We start from the raw sequence: 26,438 nt of genomic DNA on the forward strand, positions 1-26,438 counted from the left end.
GAACCGGTGGCACCCGTGGCACCCGTCGCACCGGTGGCCCCGGTCGAACCCGTGGCTCCGGTCGCGCCGGTGGCGCCCGGCGCGCCGGTGGCGCCCGTCGCGCCAGCCATACTATTTATCGGATAGCCACCGGCCTGATTGAAGGTGACTTGGGTGCTACCAGCGCCGGTAGTCTTAGTATCAGTGCCACCGCTATAGGCTAATTTCGCGCTCGTAATATTCGTGTCGGCCTGATCGGCATCGTAGATCGCAAACGCGTCATATGTTCCCTGGCTCAGCGCCGCTGAGAAAGAGAACTGACCGCCGCTTGAAAACGGAGGAGCTGAATAATCCGCAATCGTCGAACCAAGCAAAATCCAGGTATTGCCCTGCTTCGCGTAGAAAAACAGGCGATCACCAGGATCTGCGGTCCCGGAGAAAGCAACGACGCCGTCATTTGTGGTGCCGGCATTGCCTTCGTTGGCCATTGCAATCTCCCCCGCCCAGCACTTCCGCTTCCATCTGCGGAAGCACTGCACCGGCTATTTGGCTGCGAATATTCGAAACGCTGAACACAGAGCATCCCTCAAGATGCACCACGCCAGCACACCCTCCGCTCCTATCCCGCGGGAAAACGGCGTGGCCATATGCCGGAGGTTATAATTTCGTTTACCACGATGCCGCCGCCATCTCAGCGCAACACAGTCTGAGCGCGCGCCTAAGCAGTCTTCGCGGCGAGGGATCGCAGCCCCAAATGCGCGCGAATTAAGCGATCTACGAACCCTATAACCTATGGCCTATATTGATTGCTCAGGACGCTGAGCATAAGCGATTTCGGACCGAAAACACTCGACCGCATCCTTCGTCACGCCTGTCGCCCCATGCGACTCGCCCGTTCGATACGGTGGAATACCGGTCTGGAGGTGGTGCCGTCGTGTACAGGCGCCCCGATAGTCCGCACGTATGTTTGGAGCTTCGAACGTGAGCGTCCCGAACCACGCGATGTCGACCGAAGCTCATGCTCGCATCATGGCGGTCGTGCGCGTCGCCCATCACTACGGCGTCGACCTCGATCCGAACGACTATCCCCGGGATCCGAAGGAGAGCCTGCCGGCGCCGGCCGCCCTGGCGCAGTGGGCCGCCGGGGCGGGACTCTGGGCCAAGGCGGTGCGTGTGCGCTGGTCTCAGCTCATGAAGCTCGAGAACGTCGGACCCATCGTCCTACTGCTGACCGACGGCAATGCGGCCCTCGTCACCCAGCGCGACGCCGAGCGAGGGATCTGCTTCATCGAGGGGCCGACCGGGACCGGCGGAACCGGTATCGAGGTCGATGAACTGCGGCTCGAGCAGGTCTGGAAGGGCGAGATCCTGCTCATCCGCCGCTCCCGCAAGATGACGGACGAGGATGCGGCCTTCTCGCTCGGCTGGCTCGCGAAACTCGTCTTCACCGAGAAGCGCAACCTGCGCGAGATTTTAACGGCCTCCCTCGCGGTCAGCATCCTGCAGATCCTGCCGCCGTTCCTCGTGATGGCGGCCCTCGACCGGGTCATGACGCATCACACGGTGTCGACGCTCACGTTGATCACCCTGATGCTGGTTCTCGTCACGGTCTACGAAGCCTTCATCGGTTACGGGCGCCGCGAGATCGTCGAGGTGATGTCGACGCGGATCGATGCGCGGCTCAACGTCCACGTCTTCCGCCGGCTGCTGGCCCTCCCGATCGAATTCTTCGAGAAGTCCCCCACCGGTGAGACGACCCACAAGGTCTCCCAGGTCTTCAAGATCCGCGACTTCCTCACGGGCAAGCTGGTCTCGACCGCCCTCGATCTGCTCACGCTGATCGTGCTGCTGCCGTTCCTGTTCTACATGAGCTCCACCCTGGCGTGGATGATCCTGGTGGCCTCGGCCTGCGTGGGCGGCCTGGTGCTGGCGTTCCTGCCTGCCATCCGCGCCGTCTACGCCCGGCTGATCGCCGCCGAGATCCAGAAGGGCGGCACCCTCGTGGAGACCGTCCACGGGATGCGGACGGTCAAGTCGCTCGCCATCGAAGACGTGCGCAAGCGCGAGTGGGACGAGCGGGTGGCCGAGTCCGGCATGGCGCGCCTCGCCGCGGGTCGAATCGTCAACTGGGCCCAGACCCTGTCGCTTCCGCTGGAACGCTTCATCGACCGGGGCATCCTGCTCTGCGGCGCCTACATCGTCGTGCTGAACCCCACGGGAACCACCGGGATCACCGCGGGCAGCCTCATCGCCTTCATGATGCTGGGCGGCCGCGTGGCGAGCCCGCTCATCAGCTTCGCGAAGCTCCTCCAGGATATCGAGGAGATCCGCATGTCGATCGGGCAGGTGGCGGAGGTTCTCAACCATCCCACCGAAACCGCGGCGACGAAGAGCGGCCTGCGTCCGCGCTTCGCCGGGCAGATCACCTTCGAGGAGGTGAACTTCCGCTACCCCGGCGCGCAATCGACCGCCCTGCGTGACGTCTCCTTCAGCGTACCGGCCGGGACGATGCTCGGCCTCGTCGGGCGCAGCGGATCGGGCAAATCGACCATCGCCCGCCTGCTGCAGGGCATCAATCGCGATTACGGCGGGCGCCTGAAGATCGACGGGTCGGACCTGCGCGAGATCAATCTCACGCACCTGCGCCGCAGCTTCGGCGTGGTGATGCAGGACAACTTCCTGTTCCGGGGCACCGTGCGCGAGAACATCATCGCGGGCCGCCCGGGCCTGACCTTTGAGGACGTGATCCGCGCGGCGCGTCTCGCGGGGGCCGAAGAGTTCATCGAGCGTCTGCCCCGGGGCTACGAAACCTGGATCGAGGAAGGGTCGGCGAACCTGTCAGGCGGTCAGCGCCAGCGCCTCGCCATCGCCCGCGCGCTCATCACCGATCCGAAGTTGCTGATCCTCGACGAGGCGACGAGCGCCCTCGATCCCGAGAGCGAAGCCCTCGTGAACGCCAACCTCCAGCGGATCGCCAGCGGCCGGACAATGATCATCGTCTCCCACCGGCTGTCGTCGCTGCTCGATTGCGACCAGATCCTCGTCCTCGACAAGGGAAGTGCGGTCGATATCGGCCCGCACGCCGAACTCGTCGAGCGCTGCGCGATCTACAAGCAACTCTGGCAGCAGCAGAACCGGCACATCGCCGAGCCCCGTCCGGCACCGGTGTATCTGAGCTTGACCTGATTGCGGGGCGGCGTGACTCACTCAGCAGCTTGCGCACCCCACGATAATCCGAGAACGCGGTAGATCTCGCGATGAGCAATGCTTTTTCGAGCTGGTTCAACTTCAGGATCCGGCGCCTCGCCACGGATGCGGATGTCGGCCCCGTCCTCCTGGAGTTCCAGTCGCCGACGGCGGCCCTCCTCGCCGCGCCCGTGCAGCCGGCCGCGCGGAGCATGTTGCGGATCGTCCTCACCCTGGTGATGGCCTCCGGTGCCGTGCTCGCGGTCTGCCCGGTCGACGTGGTGGTCACGGGGGCCGGCCGCATGGTGTCGACCCAGCCGACGGTCGTGATGCAGCCGCTGGAAACCTCGATCGTGCGGTCGATCAAGGTCCGTGAGGGCCAGATCGTGAAGGCGGGCGACCTCCTCGCCGAACTCGATCCCACCTTCACCGGTGCCGACGCGCGGGCGCTGGAGAGCCAAGTCACCAGTCTCCAGGCGGAAGTCGATCGATTGACCGCCGAGAGTTCGGGCACCCCGTTCCGGCCGACCTCCGCGGATGCGGCGACCGCGGTCCAGGTCGCGCTCTACGGCCAGCGGCAGGCGCAGTACCGCTACCAGATGGAGAGTTTCCAGCAGAAGATCAGCGGCCTCCAGACACAGCTGTCCAAGTCCGAGCTCGACACCAAGGCCTACGGCGAGCGGGCGGAGATCGCCGGGATCCTCGAATCGAAGCGCCGCGAGTTGGAGCGGCTCCAGGTCGGCAGCCAGATGAACCGTCTCCTGGCGCAGGATCAGCACATCGAGATGCGCCGCAACCTAAAGGACGCTTCGGCGCTCGCGGGCCGCGCCCGCAACGACCTCGATCAGATGATCGCGGACCGCGATGCCTTCGAGCAGCAGTGGAAGTCGCAGATCAGCCAGGAGATCACCCTGCGTCGGCGGAGCCTCAACGAGGCGCAGGAGGGGCTGAGGAAGGCGACCCTGCGCCGCCAGCTCGTCAACTTAGTCGCCGAGCAGGACGCGATCGTCCTGAACGTGGCGAAGATCTCCGTGGGCTCCATCCTGCAATCGGGCGAGCAGTTGATCACCCTCGTGCCGCAGAACGCGCCCCTCGAGGTCGAGACGCGCATCGCCGCGGAGGAGGCGGGCTACGTCCATCCCGGCCAGAAGGTGTCCGTGAAGTTCGATACCTTTCCGTTTGTCCAGTACGGCATGGCCGAGGGCATCGTGAAGAGCGTGAGCGCCGACAGCTTCACCGGCCAGCAGGAGACGCAGCGGAGCAGCGTCGGCGGCCAGTCGGCGAACGGCGTCTGGTTCCGGGCCCGCGTGGAGTTGACCGCGGTCAACCTGCACGGCCTTCCCCCGTCCTTCCGCATGACGCCGGGCATGCCGGTGACGACCGATGTGATGGTCGGCGACCGGACCATGCTCAAATATCTCTTCGCCCGCGTGCTGCCCGTGGGGCTTGAGGGAATGCGTGAGCCGTAATATTCGGCCACGAGCAGAGGCGCGCAGCGAATGAAGATTGTCGATCGCTTCCTAGCCCCGGCCTCTCCGGCAGCACGGCTGAGGCTCGGCCTCAGCGAGCTGGAGAAGGGCCAAGTCAAGGACGGCGTCGCCCAGATCAGTCGCGCCGCCCAGGCGGGCCTGCCGGCCGCCCAGTATCACCTCGCCCAATGCTACCTCGACGGGACCGGCCTGCCCCGCAGCATCCGGGAGGCGGCACGCTGGCTGAAGGCGGCGGCCGAGGGCGAGCACGCCGAGGCGCAATTCAAGCTCGCCCTGCTCTGCATGCGCGGCGATGCCGGCATGGCGGATCGAGACGCGTCCCTTGTCGAGGAGTTGGTGGGCGAGCGCCCGGCGGAGCCCCGCAGCGCCGATCCCGTGACGGCCCTCGTCTGGGCACGCCGGGCTTCAGCCAACGGCTCGTCTGAGGGGCAGGCCCTGCTGGGCTTCATCCTGACCTCGGGCCCCGAGGCCCTGCGCGACACCGCGGAGGGCGAGCGCTGGTACGCCGCCTCGGCGGCGGCCGGGTGTCCTCAAGGCCATCTCGGCCTCGGCATGCTTCACCTGCGCGCGCAGACGCCGGAGGCGAACGCCCTGGCGGTGTCCGAGATCGCCAAGGCGGCCGAGGCGGGGCTGGGAGACGCCCTGTTCCTCCTCGGCGCCCTGACGCACAAGGGCGTCGGAGTCGAGAAGAGCGCGGAACGCGCCGCCGAGCTGTACGCAAAGGCGGCCGAGGCGGGGATCGTCGCCGCGCAGACCAGTTGGGGACTGGCGCTCCTCACCGGCGACGGCATCGAGCGCAATCCGGTGCTCGGGGAGACGTGGCTGCGCCGGGCCGGGCTGGCGGGCGACGCGCACGCCGCGGCCCTGGTGGGACATCTCCATGCCAAGGGGGGCGATATCCCTCCGAATTTCGCCGAGGCATCGATCTGGCTCGAACGGGCCGCGAATGCCGGCTACGCGGGCGCGGCCCGGACCCTGAGCCAGCTCTATCAGAACGGGACCGGCGGGATCCACGACGCGGAAGCGGCCGAACGCTGGATGCGCGAGGCGGCCGACCTCGGTGAAGAGGCGTCCCAGGTCGATCTCGGCAATCTGATCCTCGTCGGGGGCGGCACGGCCGGAGACGACGTCCGCACGCGGCATTGGTTCGAGAACGCGGCGAAGCAGGGAAGCCTGGCGGCGGCATTCAACTTCGGGATCTGCCTCTCCCACGGGGTCGGGGGCGCGCACGACGAGGCGCAAGCGGCCGTCTGGTTGCGCAAGGCGGCCGAGGAAATGCCGGTCGCCCAGTTCTGGTACGGCCGGATGCTCGCCGAAGGGCGCGGCGTCGCGAGGAACGACGTGGAGGGTCGGTCTTGGATCGCCCGCGCGGCGGAAGGCGGCGTCCCGGAGGCGCAGGCGATGCTGGGCGAGATGATGGTCAACGGGCGTGGCGGGGCGGTGGACCGGGCGCAGGCGTTCCTCCACTTCGAAACCGCAGCCGCCAGCGGGCATATCGGCGCCACCTACGCGCTGGCGGCGATGCTCGACGGCGGATACGGCCACGAGCCGGACTTTCCGAGGGCTTTGGCCCTGTTCCGGACCGCCGCCGAGGCGGGGCACCCGCAGGCTCAACTCGCTACCGGACGCTACCTCGCCCGGGGTATCGCCGGATCGAAGGATCCGGCCGAGGCCCGTCGGTGGTTCGAGGCGGCGCGCGATCAGGGAATCCAGGAGGCGGGGGCGGAACTCGATCAATTGGACAGGGCCGCACCACGCAGTGCCGATCGCAGTGGAACCGTATTCTTTGCGGCGTGACCGCTCTTTGACAGTGCAGCGACAACGGCATAACCCGTTGTTGCGTTCAATGCTCGCTTTCATCCTGCTCGGCGCGCACCTCACCGGGTTTGCCAGAGCTGAACCATCGCGGAGTCAGTCCATGGGCGGTTGGGTCGTAAAGATCACGAAGGCCGGTAACTTCACCGAGCCGAAGCTCTACGCGATCGCGGAAAGCGATCCCCGTCGCGCGCTGTTTCTCGTCAATCAAGCGGCCAATGGAGCGCCGCCAGCCGACCGGGTCGAGACGGTGAACGAGCTGTCTTCCGACGCCGTGCAGACCCTCGGGCTCGCCCCCAACGAAGTGCGGGATGTCACGGCCAACCCGCCGTCACCCTGACGGCTTGGCCGACGAGTTCTGAGCCGAGCGAAAGATCTTACGGTTTTTCTGAGCATCGGTTTCGCCAAGTGAGGGGCCGGAGACCGGTCCCTCGAGATAGCTCCGGTCATGTTCGGATTGCGGCGCTTCGCTCGTCAGCACGCGCGAAACGAAGCAGAGACGGAAGCCGCCCCATCCTGAGTTGCCACGCTATTTTTTGAATAATGTCGCTCCGCTAACAATGGCGGCGAAGCGGAAGCGCCTGAGAAATCGTAAGGGACGCTTCGAAGCGGACGCAAGGTGCGCGCTTCGCATCTCCGCGCGGCGCCAGCCAATAGCGGCAGCCTTAAATGCCCGTGGTCGGTGTCACCTCATTGGCTTCGCCGCCATTTAAGGTAAGCCCGGTAGATCTCGTCCTTGTCCGCAGAGCGGCCCGCTTGCGATTGGAAAAAGCGCGTGAGTTCCGGCGACGGCGCGGCATCGGGGCCGCGGTGCCGGTCGAGCCAATCCTGGGCGGGTTGGAAGCGCGTCCACCCGCTCACCGACGCCGCGAGGTTCACCTCCCGCCATTTCGGGTGACGCGGCGGCGACAGGAACTTATCGAACTGGCCGAAGAACGCGTCGACGAAGCGGACGAGCTTCTCGTAGCGCGGCGAGCCCTTCGGGCTGTTGTAGACGCCGAGGATGCTCCCGACCGCGACCGTCTCCACGGGTTGCGCCCCCACGAGACGCGGATAGTCGACCGAACTCAGCGTCGCCGGCACATAAGCCTCGTTCATCGTCTCGCTGTAGGTGGCCGGAACGAGGTGGAAGCGGTTCTTCGGATCGAAGCCTTCGAGGAACGCGACCGGCTTGGCCGCCACCGAGACCACAGCGGCGATCTCGCCCTTGCGTAGCATTTCCAGAGCCGTCGGCTGATCGACGTTGACCGGATCGACCGAAATGCCCAACTCCTTGAACATGACCCGGCCGCTGTAGTCTGTCCCGCTTCCCTTGACGTCGAAACTGACGCGTTTGCCGGCGAGGTCCGAGATTTTCTCCACGGAAAGCGGCGCCAGGATGTGCAATTCGTCGTTGAATAGTTTGGCGATATATTGAATTCTCTGCTCGATATTCTTCAGGCGCTTATCCTGACGCAATTGTTCCAACGTGTCGGTCCGCACGAAGCCGAGATCCACGCCCTTGAGAAACCGGAGGTCGTAGGCATTCTCGCCCGCCCCCTTTCCGAGGATGGGGAGGATCCTCATACGATCGCCGTCGTCGAGGGCGAAGGCGAGATCGGCGCCGGCGCGGAAGTAGGTCCCGCCCGGTGTGCCGGTGATGACCGTAACGGTGTTGGCGTTCATGCGCTCGCCGAGCGCGATCTCCGCAGGCGGTTCCGACGGCTTGGCGGTTCTCTCCACGGCGTAGGCAATATCGTGAACCGACGCCAACAGAGCGCAGGCAGAGAGTACGGCCCAACGCGCGCCTCTGCCGAAGCGCCCACCGCCACCCCTTGCACGAAGCCTCATGGAATGGCCGCCGCGCGGCGCCCGTCCAAGCCTCCGATCCGGTCGGCTTCGGCGTAGAGACTCTGCGCCTTTTCTTGATCCGGCCGTAGACCCCTGACGTTCCAAGCCCGCAGTTTGTCGGGATCGAAGGTCTGCCCAAGCAGGAGGATACCCTCGGCCGATCCGCGACCGCGCGCCCGCTCCAAGAGAAGGCGAGCACTGCTGATATCGCCGCGCTCAATGAACGATCTGGCCTTGGCGATCAGAACGGAACTGTCCCCATCACGGCCGCTGTCCGGCTTCACCTGCCCGCGATCCGAGATGGGATCGACGCGGCGGGCGACGTTGTCCTGCCTTGCGGCTTCCGCGGGAGCCGCGCTACGTTTCCCCACCGCGTCCTCATCAGTCTTCGCGATGCTCGGCGCGACATCGAGATAGACATTCGACGAGAGGTCGCCATTCGGCGTGCCGAGGCCAGTCCGCCCCTCGGTGTCATCGACCGGAGAGGCACGCTCGGCCGTTTCACTGGTTTGCGCGACAAGAAAGCCCTTCGGCTCCTCCGTTCCAATGACGCCGGTGGCGAAATCGATGGAAACGTTCCGCGACAGAACCGTCTCTCCCGGGTCGCCATTCGATGAAATGGACGCGATAATGGAGAGATGAACGATGTTGCCATTGACCTCATTCTGCTCGACGACGACGTTCTGCAAATTCCATCGAGAGACATCGAACACGCGATGATCGTTATCGAATACAATATTGTCATCGCCGGAGCGAACCGCGATACCACCGGTCGCGCAAATCAGCTGAATGGAGGCAATCTGTTCGCGCCCGCCCGCAATGCCCCGCAGGTCCATTGAGACGGAGCGCTTGACCGGCATTTGAGCGGGTTCAGCGGTCATCTTGCGATCATCCCGTCGGACGCTCGGGGCCGGCGAAACGGGGGTATACTGCTGATGCGCGTGGACCGATCCGTTCTTTTGCCCCTCGACATCGGCGGGCGCGAAAAGCGTGAGTGGGACGGCGAACACCATCACCGGGCTTATGCGGCTGAAGGACGACATGTTCGCTCCCTCGACTCTCACCTTCCACCAGCTGTTATGGCGACGAAACCTATATAGTGGCCTGAATGTCGTCAATTCGGTACTTGGTACCGTCAACTCATTTCACGCGCCAACCAACCATCGTGTATCATCAAGACACACATGGTGTCACAGGAACCGGAGCATCGCAGACATTCACCCGCTGCGACTGAATGCCCTGCCACGGTGAAGCCCAGGGTTCTTCAAGCAAACGAAATTATATCGGATCTGACCGATAGCAGTCCGCCGATAACACGATACTATTCAACGACAATGGTATTTCGCCCCTGAAGCGTTCGCCCAGAGATACCCATGTGGGGAGCCGTCAGACTGACGAAAGAGAGCGGGCACCGACAGGCTGCGATTTGCGTTTCCCATGCAGAGAATACGAGGGAAAGATTGCTTTCGATGCGTTTAAAAGGAGGCTTAATGCCCATTCATTGTTTCATTGCACCCCATGGTTCGCCCGAACCTGAAGGATGCAGCGCCCGTAAGACTCTTGCAGTGTGGGTTGAGGCGTTTCCCTACCGACATACCTGTTGAATCGATTGCCGATCACTGTCAGACCGTTCGAACATAATTACGATTTCGCTCAGGGTAGGGCCGTCAGGGACGAGTGAAATGGACCGACGCCTAATCCTGATTTCCATCGCCATCATCGTCCTTTATCTACTCAGCTCAACCGCGGTCTCGGTGTTTCACGACCGAGCGGGAGCGGCTGTCGCGTCGTGGTGCGCCACCTGCCTCTATCTCGCGGCCCTGGTTCGCAGTCGTCGTATCGACTGGTTGCCGCTGACCATTGCAGCGATCCTGAGCAACCTCGGCGCCAATCTCCTCAATGGCACAGAACTAATCGCCGCAACGAGTACCGTCTTCACCGACGCCTTTGAGATCCTCATTGCGGCAGTGGCCTTGCAGCAGCTGAATCTCGATGGCCATTGGTATGAGTCCGCCGCCAAAACAATCTGCATACCACTGATAGCCGCGACTTCTTCCATTTTAGGGATGGGGCTTGAAGCTGCAGTATCGCGCACTTTTGACTATCTTTCTTTCTATAAGATCTTTGCCGCGAGACAATCGGCAGATTTCATGAGTTTATTGATTATGGTGACAGTGGTTCAGACATGGACCGATCCGCTACTGCTTCGAGGCTTAACACCTGGAAAGATTTTCGAGATCGTCCTGTTGGCCAGTGGCGTCGCGGTCCTCGGTATCGTACTTTTCACGTTGCAAACCCCGTTCGTTTTCATCTTGATACCATTGCTACTTCTGGGCAGCTTCCGAGGGGGCATGCTGGCCAGCGCGGCCTGCGTGACGACCCTTTTCCTGATCGCAAATTACGTCGGACTGGAGGATTTTGAGCACAATACCAATTTGCACAATATATCGAAGTACAACATCTTGCTTACGCACTATGTATTCATTCTCGTTGCACTGTTGTCCACGCTTCCATCGAGCGTCTTGTTGAAGCGCCTCGATCAATCAAAGGAGCAACTGCAAGCGGCAGGCGTCGCCGCTGAAATCGCTCGCAGGGACGCGGAACTGGCGCGCGACAAGGCGGAGACTGCGAGCCGAGTCAAAGCCGATTTTCTCTCCGCGATCAGTCATGAGCTTCGCACGCCATTGACCACCGTGCTGGGATTAGTGGATCTCCTCTCGCGTGAGGATCTCGACGCGAGACAGAAATACTACGTGTCCAACATCAACAAATCGGGAAGCCATCTCTTAAATATCATAAACGACTTCCTCGATATCTCTAAGATTGACTATAAAAGCGTCACGTTGGTGAACGAGCAATTTCCGATAAGGCCTCTCGTCAATGAAGTCTGTGATGGCTTCGCAGCCCTCCTCGCGGCGAAAGAGATCGACTTCATCGTTAATTTTGATGATGACATGCCAACTTCTTTCACGGCCGATCCGGGAAAAATAAGACAAATCCTCCTGAATTTAGTCGGCAATGCAGCAAAGTTCACTTCCGAGGGCTTCGTGAGCGTGTCGATCATCTACCGCCCGCGCGGAACTGATACTGCGTCACTACGGTTTGAAGTTCGCGATTCAGGTATTGGCATCGCCAAAGCCCATCAATCGCTAATTTTTGACGCATTCACGCAAGAGAACCGCTGGACCGGGCGCCATTTCGGCGGCAGTGGTTTAGGCTTGGCGATTTGCAAACGTCTGGTGCTCGCGATGGGCGGCGACATCGACGTCGAAAGTGCACCGGAAGTCGGCAGCTTGTTCTGGTTTGAGGTGCCAGTTTTTGAACCCGCTGCAGACTACAATTATGATCGCAGCGAGGCTTCAAAAAAGCCGGCCGAACGATATCGTATTCTGGTCGCTGAAGACGTCGCCATCAACAGAAGCATCATCGGCGTGAATCTCACCGATATGGGGCACACCGTCACGCTTGTTGCGGATGGATTCGAGGCGCTGGAGCGAGTCGAGCGCGAGCCATACGATCTGATTCTCATGGACATTCAAATGCCCGTTGTGGACGGCGTTGAAGCGACGCGCCGTATCCGTCAGCTGCAATCCCCTCGGAACCAGATCCCCATCATCGCACTTTCAGCGGCCATCGATAGTCATCAGCGTGATGAGTTCCTGGCGGCCGGCATGAACGAATGCCTGTCCAAGCCGATCGAATGGCCGCAGTTAAGCGAAGCGATCCAGCTGCATGCTGCAGGCGGCGAGCGCCTGTGGCGGCTCCCTCAGTCGGACGTGTCCTCACCGATTAACGTCACGCCGGGAACCTGGTCCTCAACTCCGCAAAGCCATTTGGACGGCAGTGAGAAGCGGGAACCACCAGTCTTGGACCGAGGAAAGCTGGATCAATTGCACCGGAAAATGGGAGCGGACATCGAACCGCTGCTGAATCAGGCACTCGCTCACGCGTCGGACACGCTCCAGAAGTTGTCCCGCGGCAATCTCAGCAAAGAGGACATTCTGCGGGAAGCGCATAGGATGAAAGGCATGGCAGGAATGCTCGGTCTCGACCATCTCCGGAACTGGGCCATCGATATCGAAGCCAGAATTGACAGCCAGATCATGGAGGCTGGATCACTGGATCAACTTTGCTCGGCTCTTGAGGAAAGTCGTCTCGCAGTCGATAATCTCAATTTCGGGGCCGCGAGTCTCGAAGTCAGGTAGATTCCGGCATATAACGTTCACGCTCTGATACAAAGATAATCTTTCATTTTGATTGCCATAGATAATAATCAAATTATTATTTAAGTCGCAAAATTTTGGCAACATCACAACAAAAGGAAATAAGCAACTCTCGGGCCATATGATTCTTATTCTTGAATAATTTGTCATCCCTTTACGCTACCTCGCTAATGACTATTCCAATGATGCTTATGACATCAGGCCTAATATTAAGACCACCGCGATTACTATCTGCAAACAATCACGGCGAACATCTCCATCGATCGATGCCCTTTTTAGCGGATCGACCCTCCAGCGGTATTTTGCGACGGCTCCGACATACTTTAAGCTAAACGACCGCAATTTAAATGATGCGCGTGTGCGGACGATGTTGATCCTTATGCTTTGTTCCTCCCTTTTACGATCAGTCCTCGCAATTCGATCGCCGAAAACATGCTTCAGTAAAACCAAATCGGTCCTTTACTCCATCAGAGCATTCGATAATCAAAGGCTCTTATTGCATTTATTGACAGCGCATCTAAGTGCCGAAGTCTTGATAGCGTTTGTTGACTTGGTGGGAACACTCAGATAGCACCAGTCGAAAACTAGAGGAATTTGAGTTCGTCCGATGGCGTAAAGTGAGCGAAACGGGAGGAAAATCGCTTTGCTCAAAACGATCGGTTGATCCGTTAGATTTTTGGGGCATCCGCCCACAATGGTGATTTCACCCGCAACATTACAACAAAGTCGGCGATGAGGGCGAAGTGCCAGATTCGGCGATCAACTTGGGGGCGGCAAATACATCTCAATCTATAGTTTCGCGCCTTGGGTTGCGTTAAAAAATTCAGATGGATCAAATTCAAATCGATAATAAGATTGCTGGGCAATAGAGAGAAGTGATGGGTATTGCCAATCCCTTGAAAGTCGTGCTGGCTGACGATCATCCCGTCGTGCTGGCCGGTTTGGTGGCATTGCTGCGCCGTATCAAAAGTCTCGAGATTGCTGCAGTCTGCTCAGACGGAGACTCCGCTTTCAAATCGATTGTGAGCTTGAAGCCGGACGTCGCTTGCATCGACATACGAATGCCGGGGTTGACCGGCATCGAGATTGTTCAGCGCGCCAAGGAGCTCGCGCTGATGTCGCAGTTCGTATTCCTTACTGGGTCCGTTGAACGCGATGAATTCGATCTCGCCAACGAATGCGGTGCGTCAGCGATCTTTCATAAGGACACCGCGAGTGAAGATCTGCTGGCGTGGTTCGAGGAACGCGTCTCGCAGCATCTCCGTCGCGATCCCAGCGAGATTGCCAACTCCTTAGGCGCAGTCCGATCTCTGACCGTACGGGAATGGGAAATTGCCCGATTAGTTGCGAGAGGAATGACGAACAAAGAGATCGCTCGAGATTCTAAAATCTCGGAGGGGACCGTAAAAATTCATCTCTACAACATTTATCAGAAGATCGGCGTCTCCAATCGGATCGAGCTTGCCAATTACACCATCCATAACCTCACCATTCAGCGTTAGTTATAATTCACATTATTTTACAGCCTCGCTTGTGGCGAAGCAGCACAGTTCAAAACGTCCTTGAAAGAACCGCGACACTGATCGCCTTAAATAGGCATCCCCAGTTGCCGCAACACGCATCCGAACCGGGCAGTCATATCGGTTGGGCCGGTCCTTTCAATCGAAGCGTCGTCAGTGGTATGAGTCCCGTGACATCTGGGTCTCCCGAGGCGCTGCCGCCGTACCGGCTGTCGAACGCGTGAGGCGAATGTGAAAGGTCGAGTGACGACGTGAGCTGGCCAGCCGCTGTCTTGTGGGCGATGATCATTGCCGCAGCTTTCTCTCGGGGGCCGTGGCTGATCTACATCATGTTCGCCTCCGGCGCGTTCGGCATGTTGCAGATGGCCCCGGGCGATGGCGGTGGCTTGAACGTGCTGCCGCAGGCGGCCTGCGCCGCGGTCTTCGTCTTGAAGGTGTTGTCGCAGCCGGGCAACATTCCACGGGCCGTCGATGCCGCTCTCGACCCCTACCGCATCGGATTGCTCACCGCATTCACCTTATATGGCGTGATCGGATCCTATTGCTTGCCGCGGCTGTTTGCCGAACTCGCTTACGTTGTCCCCGTATCGAGCGATGTCGTGGGCGGGACCGAGGTTTTACGGCCCAGCAAAGGCAACATCACGCAGTCTTGCTATCTTCTTCTGTCCTACGGGACGACGTTGGCGTTCTGCATCATCGGCGCAACGAAGGAGTTCAGGCGGCACTATGCGCTTGCGAACCTCTACGCCGGCATGACGATCATCATTACCGGCATGATGGATGCCGTTCTGTACAGCGTGGGCTTGTCGGATCTCCTGACGCCTTTTCGCACGGCCACCTATGTCCTGATTTCGGAAGCTGAGATCGAGGGCGTCAAGCGCGTCATCGGTCTGATGTCCGAAGCGTCGGCCTATGGCGGCTTATGCATCGGCACCGGCGGTGCGCTGATCTTCCTGCTTCCCTTCTTTCACAAAGGTCGTGAGAGCCTCGTGGCAGCGGCCACAGCCATGCTGTTGCTGGTGATGGGCGTGCTGTCGACCTCATCCGGCGCCTACGTCGGCTTTGCAATTTTGTGCGGCATCTACGGCGTGCACATGCTGGTCCGATTGGCGAGCCGGGATGATCGAGAGGCGCGGAGAAGCCGTATCGAGCTCGGTCTCCTCTCGGCGGCCGGCCTCATCGTTTTGGGCGCGTTCATCGTTCAGCCAAGCTTGTTCGATTTCGCCTTCGACATGGTAGACAAGCTCGTCTTCCAGAAGTCGGTGACGGCATCGTACATCGAACGGACATCCTGGACCCGGGCCGGATGGGAGGCTTTCCTCGATTCCGGCACAATGGGCGTCGGCATCGGCTCGATCCGCGTGTCGAACTGGTCCGTCTCGATTCTGGGAAGCACGGGCCTGTTCGGTGCCCTCCTGATGTTCGGATTTCTCGTCCAGCAACTTGTGTTTAAGCCCCGCAAGGCCTCCCCGGAGGTTCAGCGCTACAACACGGCAGTCCAACTGTCCCTTCTTCCCTTGCTCGCGATCGCACAGCTGTCCGCAACGATGCCCGACTTGGGAGTGTCGGTCGCCGCCGCCCTCGGTGTCCTGGCAGCACCACGCCGCGCGCGAGAGCATCCGCAGCAGGTGGTGAGTGACGCGCAGAGCGAGCGGGATCGTCAGGTCGTGCCGAGCCAATTGTCGGATCGTTCGACGGCCTTCGGCTGAGCGCCAATCCCGACGGCGCCGTCGCGATCTCAGCAAACTCGACGCTGAGGCGACTGGCTCCGGCAGAGGCGTGAACGGCGTGGATAGGCCTTGTCGTAAAACTCTTCAGATGACCGAAACGGAACGAGGTTTATAAACGTCGTGAGTGGCGCAGCGTATGCCGCATGTCAGTCCGATGTCAGGTCGGCGGAACGGCGATCGAAAACGGATGAAAGACAGGCTAAATCCGATCAGTTGATTGATCCGAATGGCCCTCGGTTATTGTGCCAGCTGACGCTTCCCAGTTCATTGTTTAAACCGGGCTGCGCCTCTTTAATGTCGCCAGGCTATAATCGGCAACTCCGCCAACTCCCTTGCAAAAATCCGTGACCTTGTTCGATGGTCACATCTGCGATTTGGTCGGCGTTGTCATACCACGAATCTTGAGCGCTTCCGATTAGCGAATTTGTGCAGAGAGATCCTGACAGCCCCGGTTAGAAACTGCTGTGAAGCGACATTCGTGATCGGTCGAATAATAGCAGAACACTTTGAGGCGGCGGGAGCGCTCCGCCTCACGACCCATCGCTTAGTTTACGAAAATTGATTTGCCCATTGGCAGCGCAGTCACGATCTCAGCGATCGACAAGGAAGATCAGCGGGATTAATCACGATGCCTGTCTTTTGTGCTAAAACGATTCAGCAGGCTTTACATTTTAACCGGACCTATCTAGACGCTCGAGAAGACCTTTATTCTGGGAAATTTTACGCAACCTTCATGAACGTCGACATACCTACTATCAGCCGATCTTAGATATTTTTAAAAATGGCGGGCAAGTTTGATAAATCGGGGCATGCAGTGAAGACCGCTATCAAGACGATTAGCCTGTCCGGAAGTAGTCGCCGGCAGCATTACTTTGCTCCCCCTGATAATTTGCAGCTGGACTGGGCTTTCCATGATGCGTCAACGACTTTGCTTGCCGGACTTCAAATAGACGAGGTGCTATGCCAACAGGCGAACGGGCGGCAATTGAGGCCCGGTGAAGTCGGGTGCTATAGCAGCCATGTTTCGATATGGCGCGGTCTTCTCGACAATTCTGATCTAGCGCAGATCATCGTCCTTGAAGATGACGTCATCGCCGACTGGCTTGTGTTATCCCAATTATCAGCCATCGATTGGTCGAAGCTTGGTATCGATTATCTCAAAATTCACTACAAATATCCAGCAAAGTTCAGGCGTGTATGCTGGGATTATCCGATCAAGGATCGTCATGTTGTTCAATTAACGTCGCTGGCGCTCGGTACGACCGGATATTTGTTGACGAAGAGCGGCGCACGTAAGCTTGAACAATATTGTCGAGTCGTCCGGCGCCCAATAGATCTTGAAATGGATCGGGCATGGTCGACAAAACTGCCAGTGTTCGGCCTTGTGCCAGCCCCAATCATTGAGATGTCGTCACCGACCACAATTTTAGGCCGTGAACCGCTGATCGATACTTCATATCGAACGTTAAAATATCTCGCCGGTAGATTGCTGGAGCATACGCGGGAAAAATCTTATTCAATCGTGGCTCCTCGAGTCAGAATTGATGTGAAGAAGGCGCCGCCGGTGCTATAGAGCGGATGTTGTTATTTCGGTGCTTTTGTCTATCTTGTAGCTGCTCAAACGTTCATGCAGGAATGCGCCAAAATTTGAATGCTGTTGCTTTGATGGCATTCAAGGTTCAGCTTAGCACCACAGTTTAGGTCCACTCTGAGAAGCGCGTACAGTTCGTAACTGTCCCGGCGTCCTGGATTGCTTCGCTGCGCTTGCAAACGAGGAGGGGGCAGTCGTGAACTCGTTGATCGTTTCGGCTCTCGCTTGGGGTCGCAGGTTCCGAACCATCGACAACGCGGCGCGAGCGAGATGGGTCGCCGTAGCGGAAGATGTCTGTTGCCTTCGAAGCGATACGCCGAAGTGTGATCCACAGTCGCGTAACAATGATTTTGAAGGATTGCGCGCGCTTACATTCCAGCCGTCGGCCCAAGCGACCGGTCGGAGGGTTCAGGACGCAACATCTCAGATATAAGAGCTTGACGCTCCGACGACAGCGCAACGGCTGTCAAAGGGTCGCCTGCACGGAAGCACTTCAACGCCTCGCAAAAACGCACAGCGTTTTTTTGCCCCAAGTTCCGATTGGCCGGCGTCTTAGGCCACGACCGGCCAAGCGGCTATCGCCCGGTGCCAGCTTCTGCGTGGCAAAGGCAGTCTGGCGATCGGCGGATACGCTGATCGCGATGCCCATTCCTCACCGGTCATCGAGCGGGCAAACTGTGCAGCAAGCTGCTCTCGCCACGAGAATGCGGGTTGCAATTCAAATTCCCTGAAGAACCTCAGCCCGGAGCAAATATGCAGAGCATCAACACAATGGCCACAGCGTTTATTGCATTCCATCGAGATAACAAAAATTAATTCTCGAACAGAAGCTCGGCGAGAGGGCCAATATTGGTGACGCCCCCGACCGGTAACACGCGAGAATTGCCGGCGCGCGAGCGTTAGAAATTTGACATTGAGGACATGCGACGCCGGACTAAACGATAGTCGCGGACTGTCACAGATGCTGCCTGCAAACCAGCAGGTAGACCCTGCATAACTTCCGTTTTTCTCAGTAGAATTGGTGGTTGTTTAGCGGATTAATCAAATTGCAGCAATGATGTTGCAGTGAAACGGCCGCACTTGAAATGCTGTCGGCTCAACCTAACTTCCGCTCATCGCCGCATCGCCTTTAGAAGGGCTGCGGATGATGGCGTTTGAGGTAACAGTTTCAGTGTTTGTCTACGTAGGTGTCCCTCCGGCGCGTCATTCGGCGGTGCTCAACGTCGGGCGCCATCCGCCCGCGGTTTTCAGAGGTCCATTTATAAAATTTCTATTTCCAAGTCTGCGGCTCACATTTGAAGTAGACATATGATGGTTTCTCGCGTAAACAAACTCAATTCCATCGAAGTTGTTCGGGCCTTTGCTGCGCTGCTCGTTATCCTGTTCCACATTCAAACCGCGTTTGGCGTTCAGATCGCGGTCGAGCCTTTCAGAAGCATCGTTGGCGGTGGGCACCGCGGTGTCGATTTATTTTTCGTTTTGAGCGGTTTCATCATTGCGTTTGTGCATAGGGATGATCTCGGCCGACCGGGACGGCTGAACAATTATTTATACAACCGGTTTGTGCGCATATTCCCCGCGGTTTGGATCGTGTCCGCGCTCGCGTTGATGTTTTACCTCTACGGTCCTGCCATTCCGGACAAGGCAGGGAAACTCGCGCCCTATCCCATTCTGGCGAGCGTTCTGTTGCTGCCGCAGCAAGGCGTTCCGCTCGTCAATGTGACTTGGACTCTGACTTACGAAATTTTCTTTTATGTTTTGTTCGCCGCGATGATCGTCAACATCCGGCTCGGTCTCGCGGTGCTCCTTGCGTGGCAGGGCATCACCGCGTTGATCGCCCTGTCGGGGGCCGATCTCGGACTGGCCGGCTATTATTTCCGTGCCATCTGCCTCGATTTCAGTGTCGGTTTGGCGGCGGCGTGGCTGGTTCATCGGGCGGCGACGAACGCCGTACCGCTCGCCGCCTGGACAGGCATCCTCGCCTTGGGCGTGGCGGGTTTCATCGTTGGGATGTGGTTCGATTCGTCGGCGGTGTACGCCGCCGCGCTGTGCGCGTTCGGCTCAGGCCTCATCATCGTTGCCTTGGTGAAGATCGAGCAGCGTAAGGATTTGCACATACCGCAGTGGTTGGTCGCGATCGGCGGGGCGTCCTACGCGATCTATCTTGTGCATTTTTCAGTCATCCAGGTGTTGAGCATGATCGTGAGACGGCTCGGCCTTCCGCCGAGCGAACTCCTCTATTTCGTCTATGTGCCCGCTGGCATCGTCGCGGGAATGGTCTTCGATAGCTGGGTCGATAAGCCGATCCAGCGGCGGCTGCGTCAACTCAAGCCGACTCTCCTTCGCTCGCATCCGGCCGCGGCGGCATCCGGTTTCGGACCGCGCTGAATTTCGGTCTGTCCGGGTTTCGAGCGAGGCGCGCTCGAAGCAGCCCCTGCCGCTCCACGGGGGAGGGCGGCCCCATCGTCTGGAGCCGTGACCGACCGGGCCGGGTCACAAAGGTCGGTGGATGACGAGTCACCGTTGCGAGTCAAACGAAGCAATTGAGGGATGCGCGCCGGTCTGCGGCGTGCCGGCGCTCTGAACTGCTTCGTTTGAGCTGGCAAAGGCGACGATGTGTGAGCCAACCTCATCGGCTCCGGCGCGGGACAGGCTACCCCGCTTTGAACAGCGCGGCGCGCTTAGGCTTCGCTCCGTTCACAAACCCTGCTCGCGGGTGACGAGGGTCCGGTTTGGCGCCACATCGCTCTTGTCCTGATAGAGAGGCACGATCGCGCGGACCCAGGCGCGCGTATCGAAGCCGCCGTAGTTCCGCTCCACGAGATCGCGCGTGACGTAGGCCTGGAGGTTCACCGTCCCGAAATTGTAGCCGGCCAGGGCGCCCACGGCGAACTGCCCCTGCGGGCGATAGCCGGCCGAACGGGTGACGAGGTCGGTCGAACCGAAGGCGACGGGACCGAACTCGAACTTGCCAAACTTCTTCGTCGCCGTGAGGTCGAGGTTGAGGTAGTCGGGGTAGAGAACCCCGAAGGGTGACCGCTCGCTCAGAAAATGGCCGTAGAGCAGGTTCGCCGTGATGTTGTAACCATTGCCGACGTAGCTCGCTGCGAACCGGTGGGTCAGCGACGCCTCTTGCGTCACGATCCGCGTGTCCACCGGCAGGTACCCGCCGAGGAAATAGCTCACGCCGAAATCGTTGCCGAGATCCCAGGCCAGTTGACCGGCCAGGAGCAGTTGGCCGACGCCGCTCTGGTAGCGCGCGCCACGTGGGCTCGAGAAAACGATGGGCTGGCTCACGAACAGTTGCACGCGGGCACCGAAGAGGTCCCACGGTGTCGACCATGCCACCGTCGGCAGGATCGGCACGCTCTCGCTGTTGCGTGGCAGCGTATCGCGCGATCCAAAGCTTGTGAGATTGATGAAATAGACGCCCACGGGAATCTTGGCCCCTGTTGGGAGCCCGAGGGTCTGGCCGGGCAGGGCAGCCGATCCGGCCTGCGCCGAATGGGGAGTGGCCGACCAGCCCAACACAAAGGCCAGGGCCAATCCCCATGCCGTCTTCTCGAAGCAGCCAACGCCATTCAGCATTTAATCCCCGCCGGAACGATCTTTTTCGATCTCGCTGCGCTGCGGCTTGTTTTTCTTCGAAAAGGTTCTGCCGAACCGCTGTTCGGCCGGCTTTCGATCTGCCGCTTTGAGCGATTTAGCCAGCGTAAGACTGATGATGAGTGGCTATAGGTGCGCCCTGGCACCCGCCGTCAGGGATTAAATTACGGTCCGCCGTTCGAACGGCCTGCGGATGAGTAGAGCGGTCCATCCGTGATGGCCGCCTCGTGGTCGGAGGCGGGGGCAGCCATGCCCTCCCGTAGCCACGACGTCGTGCAACGTTCGGTTGCTCTGAATTGCTCCACTTCGCGAAAGCTTGTTCGATTTGATTTGGGTCGCCTGCTTGGCCGTCTTTGCGAGCGTGAGCGAATTATCCTAGGATTTCGCCACGCTCGGTTAGGTCGCGCTGCCCTGGATTGCTCCGTTGACGCTCGCATAGACGCTGGCGTGCATGATCCAAATTTCTTCGAAACCGCGCAACGCATGAAGAAGGACGGGGACGGCTCGCGATTTCAGTAATATATGCCAGTCTATGCTTAAACATGAGCGTTATTCAATTTTTATACATGCATAATTCACATTTACCAAAGCGCGCTCTTGGACGAAGGACACGTGCGCAAAGCGGATACCATCGCGCTCTACCGCGCGAGGCAATCGCGGTTTCGCCGGGCATGCTTCGGCGGGATTCTCAGGCCATCCGGGCGAGGACGTTCTCTTTCCACAGCCTGCGGTGGAGAACCGACATGAGCGCGTGTCCCATCACGACGATCAGGAGCGTGAACCCGAGCCAATAGTGGAACAGGTCCGCGGGAATCATCATCCACTCAATCTTGCTGTCGCGCCCCGGCATCAGCGGCAAGCCGTAGGGGGTGAAGGGTTTGCCCGAACCGTATTGGCGCAACAGCGCGAGGCTCGGAATCACGATCATCAGGGCGTAGATCGCGCCATGGCCGATCACCGCCGCCCGGCCGTGCCGGCCGGGATGGCGAGGGCGGCGCTTCAGGTTCGCCACGCCCCAGAGCCCCCGCAACAGCGCCAGCACGAGGAGCGTGAAGCCGAGGGTGAAGTGGCTCCCGCCGACCAAACGCGTCACCGCCGTGTCTCCGATGCCGACATAGAGCAGCGCCCCGGCGAACTGCCACGCGAACAGCGCGGCCATCCCCCAATGGAACCCGCGGCTCACCAGGCCGTACCGCTCGGGGGTGTCACGCCAGGGGGTGCTCCTCATGGCGCAATCCTCTCGGCGGAGATAAGGACATCGAGGCGGTAGGCGTCCGAGGTGCTGCGGTGAATGGGGCGCAGCCATCCGCGACTGGTCGCCATGAACAGGTCGGCAGCGGCATCGCCGCTCAAGGGATAATGGGTCTCGCCGGTCCAGTGGACGAGGGCGACGGTGCCACCCGGTTGCAGCGAGTCGCCGACGCGCCGGGCCAAGTGCGCCACGTCGGCTCCGTCGAGGAAATAGACCACCTCCGACAGGACGATCAGATCGAAGCGGCCCGCCGGCCATGCCGCCGGCACCTGCGCCTGCTCGAACCGCACATGGGGCCACGCCGCGCAGCGGCGGCGCGCCTGCTCCAGGGCCACCTCCGCGACATCGATGCCGATGAGGGCGTCGCACCGGGCCGCCAGCGACTCGGTCAGCACTCCGATGGAGCAGCCGACCTCGAGACCGGAGGCGTAGCGCAGGGCGGGCAGGGCCGCGAGCGTGGCGGCGTATTTCGCGTGCTCGTAGGCGCTGGAGGCGAAGCGCCAGGGGTCGGGGTCGCTCGCGTATTGCCCTTCGAAATAGCTCGGCGGCAGGGAGGTGGTGAAACGGGTCACGGACCCTCTCCCTTCCACAGATCGCCGACCATGCCCCCGGCCTTCAGAATCTCGGCGGCGGCGCCGACCAGGGCGCCGTCGGGCGCGGGCTGGCGGAGGTAGGTGGCGAGGTCCCGCGACAGGCGTTCGAGGGGATGGCCGCGCAGGAAGCCTTGCAGGCCGACGGAACGCTGGGCGAGTTGCAGCACGTCGAGGCCCGCGCGCTCGACGGCGAGGCGGACGAGGTTGACGAGGGCCACGGCGCGGGCAGGCGCCAGGCGGCCCTCGGCCATCGCGGCGGCCCCGCGCGCGATCCAGAGCCGGGCTCCCTCCACGGCCATCGCCCCGTCGCCGAGGCGGGCCAGTTGGTGTGGGTCCTCGCCCCGGCCCGTCCGGTCCAAGTGTCCGCGCCACGCGTCGAACACCGCCTCGATTCCACCGAGCTGGACCGCCGCAAAGCGCCACGCCCCGCCGGAGAAGCCCGGCTGTCCAAAATAGCTGTCCGGCGCGCCCAGGATGTCGCCGGGATCGAGGGCGAGGCCGGAGAAATCCACCGAACCCGTTGCGGAGGCGCGCATCCCGTGGGCGTGCCATGAGGAGAGATCGGCGCGCTCCCCGCGCGCCAGGGGGACGACGAGCATGAGTGTCATGCCGTCGCCATCCCGCCGCGCCGTCACCAGGGCACGGGTGACATGGCCCGCGCCCGAGGCGAAGACTTTCACGCCGCGCAGGCGCATGTCGCTGTCGGCCCCGCAACAGACCAAGCCGTTCCCCGGCGGCTCGGTAGCCCAGACGCCGAAGAGGTGGCCTGCGCGCGCATCCGCGAAGAGCCGCCGGTGCTGCGCCGCATCCCCGTGACGGGCGATCAACTGCAAGGCGTTGACATGCCCCTCGTAGACCCGCCCCAGGGCGAGGCTGCCATAGCCGACGAGACGCAGCACCTCCGCGAGCTTCGCCGCTCCCGTCTCTTCCCCCAGGCCCAGGCCGCCGCACCCGACGGGCACCGGAGCGGACAGGAGGCCGAGGCGATGGAGGTCGGCGACGTCCTCGGTGGGGAAGCCGTCGTCGCGATCCTGCCCGTCGGCGCGGATCGCCGCCATCTGGGCGACCGCGCGCGCGGCCGCTACCGCATCGTAGGCGAGATCGGGCGGCGTTCGCTGGTCCATCACGATCCCTTCGCGCCGGCAGGTCGCGTCACCGAAGGCCGAAGCCACCGGGCGGTGGCCGCCGGCTCGACGCGCGCCGGCCACCATGAAGGATGAAAGGGATTTCACACAGTCGCATAGGTGAAGATCGCGGCCCTCTGCGCCAGGGCACCATGTCGCCCCGGCGCGCGGGTGCGAATCCGCGCCGCTCCGCCGGAACCGGGCACTCGCCAGCCCGGCATCCGGATGATCGTCTTCCAGGCCCGGGAGGTCGAAAATCCTCCCATGTTAAGGTGCGTCACATCGCCCGGCGCAGGGGAATTGAGACGATCCGTACCGTGCAGGCGCTCGCCCTTCCGTGATATGCTGAAGCTACGACGTAGGCGAAATCTCGCCGCTCGCATGGTCGCGCGAAAGGCGACGGAGACGTGACAGACATCAAGGAACGCCGGCGGTTCGAGGCGGAGTTCGCTCGCGTCGACGCGAGCACGGATCCGTTCGTTTCGGCGGTGCGCGCCACGCGGATGCCGATGCTGATCACCGATCCCCATCAGGCCGACAATCCCATCGTCTTCGTCAACGCCGCGTTCTCGAAGCTGACCGGCTACGCCCACGACGAGATCATCGGCCACAATTGTCGCTTCCTTCAGGGTCCCGAGACCGACCCGGCCGATGTCGGGCGGGTGCGCGACGCGGTGGCGCGGCGCGAGGCGATCGAGATCGAACTGCTAAACTACAAGAAGGACGGCACCACCTTCTGGAATCGCGTGCTCATCTCGCCGGTCTTCGACCGGGACGGCGAGCTCACCTACTTTTTCGCCTCGCAGTTCGACGTCACGCTGGAGCGGGAAAAGCTTGCGCGCATCAGGGCCGACCGCGACGCCCTGGAGCGCGAGGTCGAGCGCCGCACCAGGGACCTGACCGAGAGTGAGGAAAGGCTGCGCTTCATCCTGGCCGCCGCCCGGATGGGATCGTGGACGATCGATCTCGCCACGATGCGTCTCACCGCCTCCGACACCTGCAAGGCGAACCTCGGCCGCACGCCGGACGAGGATTTCACCTTCGAAGACCTGATGGATGCGATCCTGCCGCAGGACCGCGAACGGATGCGGATCGCCCTCGATGCCTCGGTCGAGACGGGCGCGGATTACGACATCGAATACCGTGTGCGCCTGCCCAAGGGCGACGTGCGATGGCTCCAGATTCGGGGTCAGCGCTTCCTCGACGAGGAAGGCCAGCCGACGACCATGGCGGGCATCACCCTCGACGTGACCGACCGGAAGCTCGCGGAGGAGCACCGGGCGCTGCTCGCCGAGGAACTGAAGCATCGGGTGAAGAACTCGATGGCGACGATGCAGTCCATCGCGCATCAGACCCTGCGCAACGCCACCTCACTGGACGACGCCCACAGGACCCTCGACGCGCGGCTTCAGTCCCTCTCCACGGCGCACGACGTGCTGACACGGGAGAGCTGGACCGGCGCGCCTCTGGCCGAAATCGCCGACGAGGCCCTGCGGCCCTTCCTGAGTGGCGCGCCCGGGCGCTTCACTCTCAAGGGCCCGGACGTGTGGCTTCCGCCGCGGATGACCCTTGCCTTCACCTTGGCGCTGCACGAACTCGCCACCAACGCCTCGAAATACGGCGCCCTGTCGAACGACCGGGGCCGCGTGCTGCTGCAATGGCAGATCGCCGAGGTCGAGGGATCATCCGAACTGTCCCTCCGCTGGGAGGAGATCGACGGTCCCCCCGTCATCGCCCCGGTCAAGGCCGGGTTCGGCTCCCGCCTGATCGAGCGGGCGCTGGCGGCGGAGATGGAGGGGACGGCCGAGATCGCCTTCGCGCCCGAAGGCTTGGTCTTCTCGCTGAGAGCCCCTGCACCGGCATCCCTGTCCGCCCGGCAGGAAGGGGATCGGACGACGCCCTGATCCCACCGGGCCCGATGCAGCGATCCGGACGGAAGCGTCAGCCGAGTTTGGACGGATCGCTTCCCCTGCACCGTCATTGCGAGTGGAGCGAAAGAATCCAGGGATGCACCCTGCTCGGAAAAGGCCCGTCGCCCTGGATTGCTTCGGCCCGCGCTCGCAAAGACGTGGAGGGCTTCATGGGCCGAGAAGCCCTTTCCGGCCGGACACTCGGGACGGGGCGGCTTGCCGGATTGCTTCGCTCCGCTCGCAGAAACGGTGAGGCGCAGTCACCCGCGTTTGGCCGAAACTGCGCGAAGGCTCGCCCCGGCCCCCGGACGGCGTGCCCGCTGCGGCCGCACTGCCACAGTAATCCCCCTCCGACGCACGAATGCGCGACACCCCTGGCGATCGCACCGCGCCGGCTTAGCTGAAGCGGAACGGTCACGCCGGGCGATGGGTTGAGAAGCGTGGCCGTCGCTATCCTCCCGGCGTTTCGGGTGCGATGCTGATCAATCGAGCGGGAAGCCGGTCGGACGGCTGCTTCGCTTCGTGTGGTGTTTGAACGTGATGCATCGGAGATCAAACGCGGCGGCGTACGATCCGGCCTTCCTCGGCG

17 protein-coding genes are annotated in these 26,438 nt (G+C 61.3%); 10 read left to right on the plus strand and 7 right to left on the minus strand.

What is annotated here, in order from left to right; genetic code table 11:
* Window positions 1–467 (minus strand): hypothetical protein (locus tag MFF06_RS20625; RefSeq protein WP_238207603.1); only part of this gene is annotated, 467 nt, incomplete at its 3' end.
* A gap of 514 nt (window positions 468–981) precedes the next feature.
* On the opposite strand from MFF06_RS20625, the gene MFF06_RS20630 reads away from it, so the two are divergent.
* The 4 genes from MFF06_RS20630 (at window position 982) to MFF06_RS20645 (ending at window position 6,810) form a co-directional block, all read left to right on the plus strand.
* Window positions 982–3,165 carry a peptidase domain-containing ABC transporter gene (locus MFF06_RS20630; protein ID WP_238207605.1) on the plus strand — a complete coding sequence of 728 codons (2,184 nt, stop codon included), beginning with the start codon at window positions 982–984 and terminating at the stop codon, window positions 3,163–3,165.
* A 71-nt stretch (window positions 3,166–3,236) separates the two neighbouring features.
* Window positions 3,237–4,634 carry an HlyD family type I secretion periplasmic adaptor subunit gene (locus MFF06_RS20635; protein WP_238207607.1) on the plus strand — a complete coding sequence of 466 codons (1,398 nt, stop codon included), beginning with the start codon at window positions 3,237–3,239 and terminating at the stop codon, window positions 4,632–4,634.
* Window positions 4,635–4,664: 30 nt separating this feature from the next.
* Window positions 4,665–6,452: a tetratricopeptide repeat protein gene (locus tag MFF06_RS20640; RefSeq protein ID WP_238207609.1), complete on the plus strand. Its 1,788-nt coding sequence runs from the start codon at window positions 4,665–4,667 to the stop codon at window positions 6,450–6,452.
* 121 nt (window positions 6,453–6,573) lie between these two features.
* Window positions 6,574–6,810, plus strand: a complete 237-nt coding sequence (locus MFF06_RS20645; RefSeq protein ID WP_238207612.1) for a hypothetical protein — start codon at window positions 6,574–6,576, stop codon at window positions 6,808–6,810.
* 350 nt (window positions 6,811–7,160) lie between these two features.
* Here the strand turns inward: MFF06_RS20645 and MFF06_RS20650 are convergent, their stop codons facing one another.
* Together MFF06_RS20650 and MFF06_RS20655 are read right to left on the minus strand one after the other, a co-directional pair.
* Window positions 7,161–8,300 carry a TAXI family TRAP transporter solute-binding subunit gene (locus MFF06_RS20650; protein WP_370876765.1) on the minus strand — a complete coding sequence of 380 codons (1,140 nt, stop codon included), beginning with the start codon at window positions 8,298–8,300 and terminating at the stop codon, window positions 7,161–7,163.
* Complete coding sequence (locus MFF06_RS20655; RefSeq protein ID WP_238207614.1) at window positions 8,297–9,343, minus strand: hypothetical protein; 1,047 nt, start codon at window positions 9,341–9,343, stop codon at window positions 8,297–8,299. Before MFF06_RS20655 ends, MFF06_RS20650 begins: the two co-directional genes overlap by 4 nt.
* A gap of 639 nt (window positions 9,344–9,982) precedes the next feature.
* On the opposite strand from MFF06_RS20655, the gene MFF06_RS20660 reads away from it, so the two are divergent.
* From MFF06_RS20660 to MFF06_RS20680, 5 genes are all read left to right on the plus strand, one after another.
* Window positions 9,983–12,505, plus strand: coding sequence for a hybrid sensor histidine kinase/response regulator (locus tag MFF06_RS20660; protein ID WP_238207615.1), 2,523 nt, complete (start codon window positions 9,983–9,985; stop codon window positions 12,503–12,505).
* A gap of 896 nt (window positions 12,506–13,401) precedes the next feature.
* Window positions 13,402–14,025, plus strand: a complete 624-nt coding sequence (locus MFF06_RS20665; protein ID WP_238207617.1) for a response regulator transcription factor — start codon at window positions 13,402–13,404, stop codon at window positions 14,023–14,025.
* Between the two features lie 269 nt (window positions 14,026–14,294).
* The gene (locus MFF06_RS20670; RefSeq protein WP_238207619.1) at window positions 14,295–15,752 is read left to right on the plus strand and encodes a hypothetical protein; all 1,458 of its coding nucleotides are present in this window, start codon (window positions 14,295–14,297) and stop codon (window positions 15,750–15,752) included.
* 802 nt (window positions 15,753–16,554) lie between these two features.
* Window positions 16,555–17,346 (plus strand): glycosyltransferase family 25 protein, encoded by a 792-nt coding sequence (locus tag MFF06_RS20675; RefSeq protein WP_238207621.1) that lies wholly within the window; start codon window positions 16,555–16,557, stop codon window positions 17,344–17,346.
* 1,326 nt (window positions 17,347–18,672) lie between these two features.
* Complete coding sequence (locus tag MFF06_RS20680) at window positions 18,673–19,752, plus strand: acyltransferase family protein (RefSeq protein ID WP_238207622.1); 1,080 nt, start codon at window positions 18,673–18,675, stop codon at window positions 19,750–19,752.
* Window positions 19,753–20,061: 309 nt separating this feature from the next.
* On the opposite strand, the gene MFF06_RS20685 is transcribed toward MFF06_RS20680, so the two are convergent.
* From MFF06_RS20685 to MFF06_RS20700, 4 genes are all read right to left on the minus strand, one after another.
* Window positions 20,062–20,952: a transporter gene (locus tag MFF06_RS20685; RefSeq protein ID WP_238207630.1), complete on the minus strand. Its 891-nt coding sequence runs from the start codon at window positions 20,950–20,952 to the stop codon at window positions 20,062–20,064.
* Window positions 20,953–21,658: 706 nt separating this feature from the next.
* Window positions 21,659–22,198, minus strand: a complete 540-nt coding sequence (locus tag MFF06_RS20690) for a cytochrome b (protein WP_238207639.1) — start codon at window positions 22,196–22,198, stop codon at window positions 21,659–21,661.
* Window positions 22,195–22,794 (minus strand): class I SAM-dependent methyltransferase, encoded by a 600-nt coding sequence (locus MFF06_RS20695; protein WP_238207641.1) that lies wholly within the window; start codon window positions 22,792–22,794, stop codon window positions 22,195–22,197. Before MFF06_RS20695 ends, MFF06_RS20690 begins: the two co-directional genes overlap by 4 nt.
* Window positions 22,791–23,939: an acyl-CoA dehydrogenase family protein gene (locus MFF06_RS20700; protein ID WP_238207643.1), complete on the minus strand. Its 1,149-nt coding sequence runs from the start codon at window positions 23,937–23,939 to the stop codon at window positions 22,791–22,793. Before MFF06_RS20700 ends, MFF06_RS20695 begins: the two co-directional genes overlap by 4 nt.
* 407 nt (window positions 23,940–24,346) lie before the next feature.
* Between MFF06_RS20700 and MFF06_RS20705 the strand changes: the two genes are divergently transcribed.
* Window positions 24,347–25,843: an HWE histidine kinase domain-containing protein gene (locus tag MFF06_RS20705; protein ID WP_238207653.1), complete on the plus strand. Its 1,497-nt coding sequence runs from the start codon at window positions 24,347–24,349 to the stop codon at window positions 25,841–25,843.
* Window positions 25,844–26,438 lie beyond the last annotated feature (595 nt).

It is taken from the genome of Methylobacterium aerolatum (assembly GCF_022179085.1).
Lineage (GTDB): Bacteria > Pseudomonadota > Alphaproteobacteria > Rhizobiales > Beijerinckiaceae > Methylobacterium > Methylobacterium aerolatum.